The 8,921-nt window shown below is 76.0% G+C and carries 6 protein-coding genes and 2 pseudogenes; 2 read left to right on the top strand and 6 right to left on the bottom strand.

All coding sequences use genetic code 11. The annotated features are described in order from the left end of the window. Positions 1 to 563, top strand: a pseudogene (locus tag GTR02_RS16705) (hypothetical protein); the annotation flags it as partial. A gap of 58 nt (positions 564 to 621) precedes the next feature. Here the strand turns inward: GTR02_RS16705 and GTR02_RS16700 are convergent. The 5 genes and pseudogenes from GTR02_RS16700 to GTR02_RS16680 form a co-directional block, all read right to left on the bottom strand. After that, complete coding sequence (locus GTR02_RS16700) at positions 622 to 1,512, bottom strand: TIGR01777 family oxidoreductase (protein ID WP_166608624.1); 891 nt, start codon at positions 1,510 to 1,512, stop codon at positions 622 to 624. Between the two features lie 138 nt (positions 1,513 to 1,650). Further along, positions 1,651 to 3,165: pseudogene (gene sucB / locus GTR02_RS16695) on the bottom strand (2-oxoglutarate dehydrogenase, E2 component, dihydrolipoamide succinyltransferase); the annotation flags it as partial. Then, positions 3,063 to 4,442: a dihydrolipoyl dehydrogenase gene (gene lpdA / locus GTR02_RS16690; RefSeq protein ID WP_166608623.1), complete on the bottom strand. Its 1,380-nt coding sequence runs from the start codon at positions 4,440 to 4,442 to the stop codon at positions 3,063 to 3,065. The gene lpdA and the pseudogene sucB, both read right to left, overlap by 103 nt. Positions 4,443 to 4,642: 200 nt before the next feature. After that, complete coding sequence (locus tag GTR02_RS16685) at positions 4,643 to 5,074, bottom strand: hypothetical protein (protein WP_166608622.1); 432 nt, start codon at positions 5,072 to 5,074, stop codon at positions 4,643 to 4,645. Positions 5,075 to 5,343: 269 nt separating this feature from the next. Beyond that, complete coding sequence (locus tag GTR02_RS16680; protein ID WP_166608621.1) at positions 5,344 to 6,840, bottom strand: leucyl aminopeptidase; 1,497 nt, start codon at positions 6,838 to 6,840, stop codon at positions 5,344 to 5,346. On the opposite strand from GTR02_RS16680, the gene GTR02_RS16675 reads away from it, so the two are divergent. Next, on the top strand, positions 6,832 to 7,635 hold the full coding sequence (locus GTR02_RS16675; RefSeq protein ID WP_205709459.1) for a GNAT family N-acetyltransferase: 804 nt from the start codon (positions 6,832 to 6,834) through the stop codon (positions 7,633 to 7,635). The genes GTR02_RS16680 and GTR02_RS16675 overlap by 9 nt on opposite strands. Here GTR02_RS16675 and GTR02_RS16670 read toward each other — a convergent pair. Then, on the bottom strand, positions 7,581 to 8,921 hold a 1,341-nt coding region (locus tag GTR02_RS16670), incomplete at its 5' end, for a nicotinate-nucleotide--dimethylbenzimidazole phosphoribosyltransferase (protein WP_166608620.1). The two genes, GTR02_RS16675 and GTR02_RS16670, sit on opposite strands and share 55 nt — an antisense overlap.

Below are 8,921 nucleotides of genomic sequence, written 5' to 3'. Positions count from 1 at the left end.
CGTCCACCCCGCCCGCGCCGGAGGGGGCCGCGGCGACCGCGCCCACGCCGGGGCTGCCCGTCCTCGCGCCGTCGGTGCCGGCGACCGGCTCCGCGGTCCCCGGTGCGGTGGCGTCCGGTGCCGGGACCGCCCCCGCGGCGCCCGGACCCTCCGGCGACGCCGAGGGCGACGTGGGCGCCGCGGTCCTCGCGGGCGACGACCTCGCGGCGGCGGTCGGCGAGCTCGCGGCCCGGCGGGCGGTCGCGCTCGCCGGCGGGGACACCGCCGGGCTCCTGCTCGTCGACGCGGGCGGGTCGTCCGCGCTGCGGACGGACACCGCCCTGCTCGCGCAGCTCGACGCGCAGGGCCTGCGGTGGTCGGGGCTCACGTTCGACGTGCGCGACGTGACGGTCGAGGAGTCGGGGCCCGAGCGGGCGGTCGTCCTCACCCGCGTCGTCACGGGCGCGCACGAGGTCGTCGCGGCCGACGGCGGCAGCACGCCCGTGGCCGCGACGGCCCCGCGCACGTCACGGCTGACGCTCGTGCGGGTCGCGGGTCAGTGGCGCATCGACGCCGTCGGCTGAGGACCGCGGACGGCGCCGGGCCGCCCGGCCGCCACCAGGCCGGTGGGCAGGCCGGTGGTCAGGCGTCCGCGAGCCAGCCGACGATGGTCGTGACGTCGGGGTGGCGGAAGGCGAAGCCCGCGTCGAGCAGCCGCTGCGGCACGACGCGCTGGCTCATGAGGATGGACCCGGCGAACTCGCCGAGCGCGGCCCGCAGCGCGAAGCCGGGGACCGGGACGACCGCGGGGCGGTGCAGGGCGGCCGCCAGCTCGCTCGTCACCACGGAGTTGTGGGCGGGGACGGGCGACGTGAGGTTGACGGGCCCGGACACCGGCTGCTCGAGGAGGAACGTCAGCGCGCGCACCTCGTCGGGCATCGAGATGAGGCTCCACCACTGCTGCCCGCTGCCGAGGCGGCCGCCGACGCCCAGGTGGAACAGCGTCAGGAGCCGCCCGAAGGCGCCGCCCGCCGGGCTGGCCAGCAGACCCGTGCGCGCCAGCGCGACCCGGATGCCGGCGTCGGCGGCGGGCTGCGTCGCGGCCTCCCACCGGCGGACCACGTCGGCGAGGAAGTCGTCGCCCCACGGCGAGTCCTCCGTCAGGACGGTGCTGCCGCCCTCGCCGTAGGCGCCGATCGCGGAGGCGTTGACCAGCACGGCCGGGGGCCGGTCCTGGGCGAGCATCGCGGTGACCAGCGTGGACGTGGTGTCCACGCGCGAGCTGAGGATCTCCTGCCGGTACGCCGGGGTCCACCGGTGGTCGCCCACCCCGACCCCGGACAGGTTGACCACCGCGTCGGCCCCGGCGAGCGCCGCCGGGTCGAGCCGGCCCGCCGCCGGGTCCCACTGGACCTCCTGCGGACCGCGTGCCGGCCGGCGGACGAGGACCAGCACGTCGTGCCCGTCCGAGCGCAGGGACGGCACCAGGTGCCGGCCGATCAGGCCACTGGCACCACTGACGACGACGCGCACGCGCGACTCTCCTCGGTTCTCGGTGGGGGGTGTTCGAGCGTCGGCTGGTCGCCCGCGAGCGGGCTGCTCACGACGGGGGCGACCGGCACGCAGGTGCGCGGGCCCCGACCCCGGAGGGGCGGGGCCCACGCCGCGACGTCAGAGGCCGAGGTCGCCCTCGAAGGCGCCGTCCTCGATCCGCTTCTTGATCGTCTGCAGGAAGCGGGCCGCGTCCGCGCCGTCGACGATGCGGTGGTCGTAGGACAGCGCCAGGTAGGCCATCGACCGGATGGCGATCGAGTCCTGCCCGTCGGCGTCGGGGACCACCACGGGGCGCTTGACGATCGCGCCCGTGCCGAGGATGGCCACCTGCGGCTGGTTGATGATCGGCGTGTCGAAGAGGGCGCCGATGCTGCCGGTGTTGGTGATGGTGAAGGTGCCGCCGGCCAGGTCGTCCGGGGTGATCTTGTTGGCCCGCGTGCGGGCCGCGAGGTCACCGACCTTGCGCGCGATGCCGCCCAGGTTCAGGTCCCCGGCGTCCTTGATGACGGGGACGATGAGGCCCTTCGGCGTGTCCACGGCCATCGAGATGTTCTCGCTGGCGTGGTAGACGACGGTGTCGCCGTCGATGCTGGAGTTCAGCGACGGGTGCTGCTTCAGCGCCTCGACGGTCGCCTTGATGAAGAACGGCAGGAACGTGAGCTTCGCGCCCTCGGTGGCCTGGAAGCTGTTCTTCGCCTGCGCCCGCAACCGGGCGACGCGCGTGACGTCGACCTCGATGACGGTCGTGAGCTGCGCCGACGTCTGCAGCGACTCGACCATGCGCTGGGCGATGATCTTGCGCAGCCGCGACATCTTCTCGGTCGTCCCGCGCTTGGCGGAGACCTCGACCACGGGCGCCGACGGCTTGGCGGCCGGTGCGGCGGCCGGAGCCGGGGCGGCCTGCTGAGCCTTCGCAGCCTCGGCGGCCTTCGCGGCGGCCGCCTTCGCCTCCTCGGCGGCGGCCGTGACGTCCTGCTTGCGGATCCGCCCGCCCACCCCGGTGCCCGTCAGCGCGGACAGGTCCACGCCGAGGTCCTTGGCGAGCTTGCGCACGAGCGGCGTGACGTAGGTGGCGCCACCGGTCGGCTGCGCCGCGGGGGCCGGGGCCTCCTGCGGCTCGGGAGCGGTCTCGGGCTCGGGGGCCGCGGCGGGCTCGGGCTCCGCGGGGGCCTCGGCGGCCGCGCCGTCCCCGATGCGGGCGAGGTCGGCGCCGACCTCGACGGTCTCGTCCTCCTCGACGAGGATCTCCTGGAGGGTGCCCGCGAACGGCGAGGGGATCTCGGTGTCGACCTTGTCGGTGGACACCTCCAGCAGGGGCTCGTCGACCTCGACGGTGTCGCCGACCTGCTTCAGCCACCGGGTCACGGTGCCCTCGGTGACGCTCTCCCCGAGCGCCGGCATCTGCACCGAGTTCGACATCTGTTCGGTTCTCCTCACGACGGGCGTGCTCCGGGCGCCCGGAGGACGCCCACGGATCTGGCGGTTCTGCGAGCCCCGGCCGGCCCCCGCGGGAGCCGGCCGGGGACGGGTCAGCTGTGCGAGTGCAGCGGCTTGCCGGCGAGGGCCAGGAAGGCCTCGCCGACGGCCTCGTTCTGCGTCGGGTGGGTGTGCACGAGGGCCGCGACGTCCTCCGGGAAGGCCTCCCAGTTGACGATGAGCTGGGCCTCGCCGACCTGCTCGCTCATGCGCGAGCCGACCATGTGGACGCCGACGACGGGACCGTCCTTCTGGCGCACCAGCTTCACGAAGCCGGTGGTGCCGAGGATCTGGCTCTTGCCGTTGCCGCCCAGGTTGTACTCCACGACCTCGACGTCGCCGTACTTCTCCCGCGCCTTGGCCTCGGTCAGGCCCACGGAGGCGACCTCGGGCTCGGAGTAGGTGACCTTGGGGATGCCGAGCTCGTCGATGGGGGCCGGGGCGAGCCCGGCGATCTCCTCGGCGACGAAGATGCCCTGCTGGAACCCGCGGTGCGCGAGCTGCAGGCCGGGGACGATGTCGCCGACCGCGTAGACGCCGTCGACGTTGGTCCGCAGGCGCTCGTCGGTCAGGACGAAGCCGCGGTCCATCGTGATGCCCTGCTCCTCGTAGCCGAGACCGGCGGTGCTGGGCCCGCGCCCCACGGCGACGAGCATGATCTCGGCCTCGAAGCTCTTGCCGTTCTCGAGCTTCACCACGACGCCCGCGTCGCTCTGCTCGACACCGGCGAAGCGGACGCCGAGGGAGAACGTGATGCCGCGCTTGCGGAACGCCCGCTCGAGCGCCTTGCTCGCGGCCTCGTCCTCCAGCGGCACGAGGTGCGGCAGCGCCTCGACGATCGTCACGTCGGCGCCGAAGGAGCGCCAGACGCTCGCGAACTCCACGCCGATCACCCCGCCGCCCAGGACGACGACGGACTTCGGCACCGAGTCCAGCTGCAGCGCCTGCTCGCTGGTCATGACCCGGCCGCCGATCTCGAGGCCGGGCAGCGTGCGTGAGTAGGAGCCGGTGGCCAGCACGAGGGACGTGCCGGTGTAGCGCTGCCCGTCCACCTCGACGGTGCGCTTGCCCACCAGACGGCCCGCGCCGCTGACCAGCTCGACCTTGCGGGACTTCACGAGCCCCTGCAGGCCCTTGTAGAGGCGCGCGACGACGCCGTCCTTGTACTTGTTCACGCCCGCCATGTCGATCGACTCCAGCGACGCGCGGACGCCGAAGGACTCCGCCTCGCGCGCGGTGTCGGCGACCTCGGCCGCGTGGAGCAGGGCCTTGGTCGGGATGCACCCGCGGTGCAGGCAGGTCCCTCCCAGCAGGTCTTTCTCCACGAGGGCGACCGACAGCCCCAGTTCGGCGGAGCGCAGTGCGGCGGCGTAGCCACCGCTGCCCCCTCCGAGGATGACGACGTCGTACTCCTGCTCGGCGGCACCTGCCACGAATTGCTCCCGGTGTTGGCTGATGGCGACTGGGTCCGGGCGATTCTGTCACCACGGACCACCTCGGGCGCCAGTGGGGACGCGACGGTGCTGCCCGGACGTGACGACGGCGGCACCACGGGTGTCGTGGTGCCGCCGTCGTCCTGCTGCCGGGGGCGTCGTCGGTGCTGCGGCCCGCTCGCGCCGGTGGTGCGCTGGGGTCAGCGCAGCCACTCGGTCGGGGTGGACTCCTTCTTCAGGGGCGCGGCCTCCTTCTTGAGGGGGGCCGCCTCCTTCTTGAGCGGCGCCGCTTCCTTCTTCAGTAGCGCGGCCTCCTTCTTCAGGGGGGCCACCTCCTTCTTGAGCGGCGCGGCCTCCTTCTTCAAGGGGGCGGCCTCCTTCTTCAGGGGCGCCGCCTCCTTCTTGAGGAGACCCGCCTCCTTCTTCAGCAGACCCGCCTCCTTCTTGAGGGGGGCGGCCTCCTTCTTCAGCGGCGCCGCCTCCTTCTTCGCGGGGGCGACGCTCGTCTGCTTGGCCACGGCGACGGGCTCGGCGAGGGCGACGCCGCTCGTCCCGACCACGGCGCCGGCCACGAGGGCCGTGCCGGCGGCGGCGAGGGTGGCGCGACGGGCGAGGTGGATCAGGCGGGACATGGAGCCTCCTGGGCGGGCGACCGGCCGCGGCCGGGCGGTTCGAAAGGGTGGGCGGGTGCTGACGTCCCCCGAGAGTCGTCACCAAGAGCATAGCGGTCGTCGCTATCTGTGCACGACTCCCCGGGAGGTTCGATCAGGCCATCAGACCCGTTCGTGCAGTCTTCATCACTCATCGTCATGAATGGAAGGCTCAACGCTCGGAGAGATCACCCGTTCGGGCGAATCCCGTCACCCGCGACCGCGCGGACGAACGGCCGCACCTGACCGGTTCAGGAGGTCGCGAGGTCCTCCGCGAGGGCCAGCAGCGTCCGGACGGCGACACCCGTCCCGCCCTTCGGCGTGTACCCGTGGGGCTCGCCCGTCTGGAACGCCGGCCCGGCGATGTCCAGGTGCGCCCACGGCACCGGCTCGCCGTCGGCACCCGTTCCCACGAACTCCTGCAGGAAGAGGCCCGCGACGAGCATGCCGCCGGCGCGGTCGCCGATGTTGGCGAGGTCGGCGACGGGGGAGTCCAGGCTCGCCCGCAGCTCGCGGGGCAGCGGCATCGGCCAGAACTGCTCGCCCGCCCGCTCGGCCGCGGCCAGCACGGCGTCGCGGAAGCCGTCGTGGTTGCCCATCACGGCCGACACCCGGTTGCCGAGCGCGACGACCTGGGCGCCCGTCAGCGTCGCGACGTCGACGACGTGGTCCGGGTGCTCGGCGGTCGCCGCCACCAGCGCGTCGCCCAGCACGAGGCGGCCCTCGGCGTCGGTGTTGAGGACCTCGACCGTCGTGCCGCCGTGCAGCGTCAGGACGTCGGAGGGCCGGATCGCGGTGCCCGAGGGCATGTTCTCGGCGACCGCCAGCCAGCCCGTGACGCGCAGCGGCAGGTCCAGGTCGGCCGCGGCCTTGACGGCAGCCAGCACGGCCGCCGCCCCGGACATGTCGCTCTTCATCGTCTCCATGCCGGCCGGCGGCTTGAGCGAGAGGCCGCCGGAGTCGAAGGTGATGCCCTTGCCGACGAGCGCGAGGTGGCCGCGGGCCGCCTTCGGGCGGTGCTCGACCACGACGAGGCGCGGCGGCCGGGCCGAGCCCTGGCCGACCCCGAGGATGCCGCCGAAGCCGCCGTCGGCGAGCTCCTGCTCGGCGAGGACGCGCACCGTGAGCGAGCTGCCCTCGGCGAGGTGCACGGCGGCGGCCGCGAGGTCCGCGGGCGCCAGGTCACCGGGGGCGGTGTTGACGAGGTCGCGGGCCAGCGCCACGGCCTCACCGACGACGCGGGCGCGCTCGAGGGCCGTGCGCAGCGCCCGGTCGCGCGGCTTGCCGACGAGCACCGCGACCTCGGCGACCGGGGCCCGCTCGACCGTGCGGTACAGGGAGAACGCGTAGGCGCCGAGCGCCGCTCCCTCGGCGACCGCACCGACGGCACCCGCGTCCGGCACGGGCAGCGCCAGCGCGACGCTGCGGCGGCCGGCGAGGACGCGCACCGCGGACCCCGTCGCGCGGCGCAGCACCTCGTGCGCGTCGGCCGCAGCGAGCGGGCCGACGCCGACCAGGGCGACGAGGGACGTCGCCAGCCCCGGCACCGACGGCACGAGCTGCACCGCCTCCGCGGCCCCGGTGACGCGCAGGTCGGTCACCGCGCTCGTGAGCGCCGCGCGCGCCGCGCGCGGCAGCTCGTCGGTGGCCAGGAGGACGGGAGAGCCCCCGTCGTCGGCCACCGCCAGCACCAGCACGTCGGCGGCGACGCTCTTGACGGACTTCCCGGACAGGGTGAGGTGGACCACGGCCTCACCCTAGCCAGCGCGCCGCAGGCCCTGCGCCGGGCCGCGGCGGCCGGGGTGGCAGGCTCGCGGGGCGTGGGCGTGGGCGTGGGCGTGGACGTGGACGTGGACGGGGAGGTGCAGGTGGACGGGGACGACGCCGCGCGCCGCCACGGGGAGGACCTGCGCGTGCGGCCGTACGCCCCGGACGACCTGGACGCCCTGCGCGAGGTCTGCCTGCGCACGGCCGACGTCGGCGCCGACGCCACGGGCCTCACCCGCTGGCCCGACCTGGTGGGGGACGTCTACGCGGCCCCCTACGCCGTGCACGACCCGGAGCTCGTGACGGTCGTCGAGCGCGCCGGACGCGTCGCGGGCTACGTGATCGGCTGCCGCGACACCCTCGCCTTCGAGGCCTGGTGCGCCGGGACGTGGTGGCCGCCGCTGCGCGCGAGGTACCGACCCGCGCCCGGCGAGGCCGTCCGGCCCTTCGACGCCCCGCTCCTGCACCTCGTGCACACCGCGCCGGACCCCGCCCGCCCCCACCTGACGACGCACCCGGCTCACCTGCACGTCGACCTGCTCCCGGTCGCGCAGGGCCGCGGCCTGGGCCGCCGGCTGCTGGAGCACGTCGTGCGGCAGCTGCGCGACGCGGGCGCCCCCGGCGTGCACCTGGGCGTGTCCGCGGCGAACACGCGGGCCGTGGCCGTCTACCGGCGGCTCGGGTTCGACCCCCTCGTCGACTCCGGGCCCGCGGCGACGGGCTACCTGCTGGGGCGCTCGCTGTCCGCGGAGGCCGCGGGCCCGCCGACCCGCTGACCCTCGTCCGCCGCGCCGGTCGCCACGGGCCCCGCCGGCACCCCGTGCCCCGCCGGCACCTCAGGCCCGGGCTGCGGCCGGGGCTCCGGCTCCACCTCGGGCTCCGGGCGGCCGCCGGGGACGACCTCGGGCGAGGGGTCCCCCGTCGGCTCGCCCTCGGGCGCCGGCTCGTCGTCGGCCCCCCGATCGACGGCCGCGGGTCCGTCGACCGCCGGTGCGTCCGCCGGGGCCTGCGGCGCCGGCGGGGCGTCGGCCGCGTCGGAGGCGGCCAGGACCTGCGCGGCCCGCAGCACCGCCAGCGCGGTCAGCGCGCCGGTCCCGCCCCCGCGCGCGGCCCCCAGGTCCAGCAGCGGGTCGAGCTTCAGGCGGTCGGCGGCCAGCGCCTGCGCGGGCTCCGCGGTGCGGGCCGCCAGCGCCCACCAGCGCTCGACGCCCGGCACCCCGCGGGAGGCGACCAGCGCGGCCGCCACGGACACGACGCCGTCGAGGAGGACCGGGGTGCGGCGCGCGGCGGCGCGCAGCAGGAAGCCGACCGCGGCCGCGGTGTCGGCGCTGCCCACGGCCTGCAGCAGGACCACGGGCCGGGTCGCGTGCCTCCGGCTGCGGCGCACGGCGTCGCGGATGGCCGCGGTCTTGCGCATCCACGCGGCGTCGTCGATGCCGCTGCCCCGCCCGACGACGTCGACCGCGCCCTTGCGCAGGCACGCCGCGACCAGCACGGCGGCCACCGTGGTGCCCCCGACGCCGAGGTCCCCCAGCATCAGCAGGTCCACCCCCGCGTCGACCTCGGCGTCGGCGACGGCGGCCCCGGCGCGCAGCGCGGCCTCGGTCTCGGCGAGCGTCAGGGCGTCCTCGACCCGCACGTCGCCCGACGCGCGCCGCACGGCGTGCGCCGTGACGGCGGCGGGCAGGTCGGCCAGGTCGTCGTCGACGGCCATCGCGTGCACGACCACGTCCACGCCGTGCAGCGCGGCGAGGCTCGCCGTGGGCCCGCGTCCGGCCACCAGCGCCCGCACGGCGTCGGCGGTCGCCGTCGGCGCGAGCCGGGACACGTCCTGCCGGGCGATCCCGTGGTCGCCCGCGAAGACCACCAGCCGGGCCCGGTCCAGCGGCGCCGGCACGTCGCGGTCCTGCGTGCTCGCCAGCCAGCCGCCCAGGACCTCCAGCCGGGAGGCCCCGAGCAGGGGAGCGTCCACGCGCGGCGGCGTGGTCGGCGGCCGCGGCGAGCTCAGCCCCTCGGCGAGCTCGCGCAGGTTCAGCGGCGGCGGGCCGTCGCTCATCGTGGT

It is taken from the genome of Kineococcus siccus, from assembly GCF_009906795.1.
Classification (GTDB): Bacteria; Actinomycetota; Actinomycetes; order Actinomycetales; family Kineococcaceae; genus Kineococcus; species Kineococcus siccus.
This window is presented reverse-complemented; position numbering and strand designations above follow the sequence as displayed.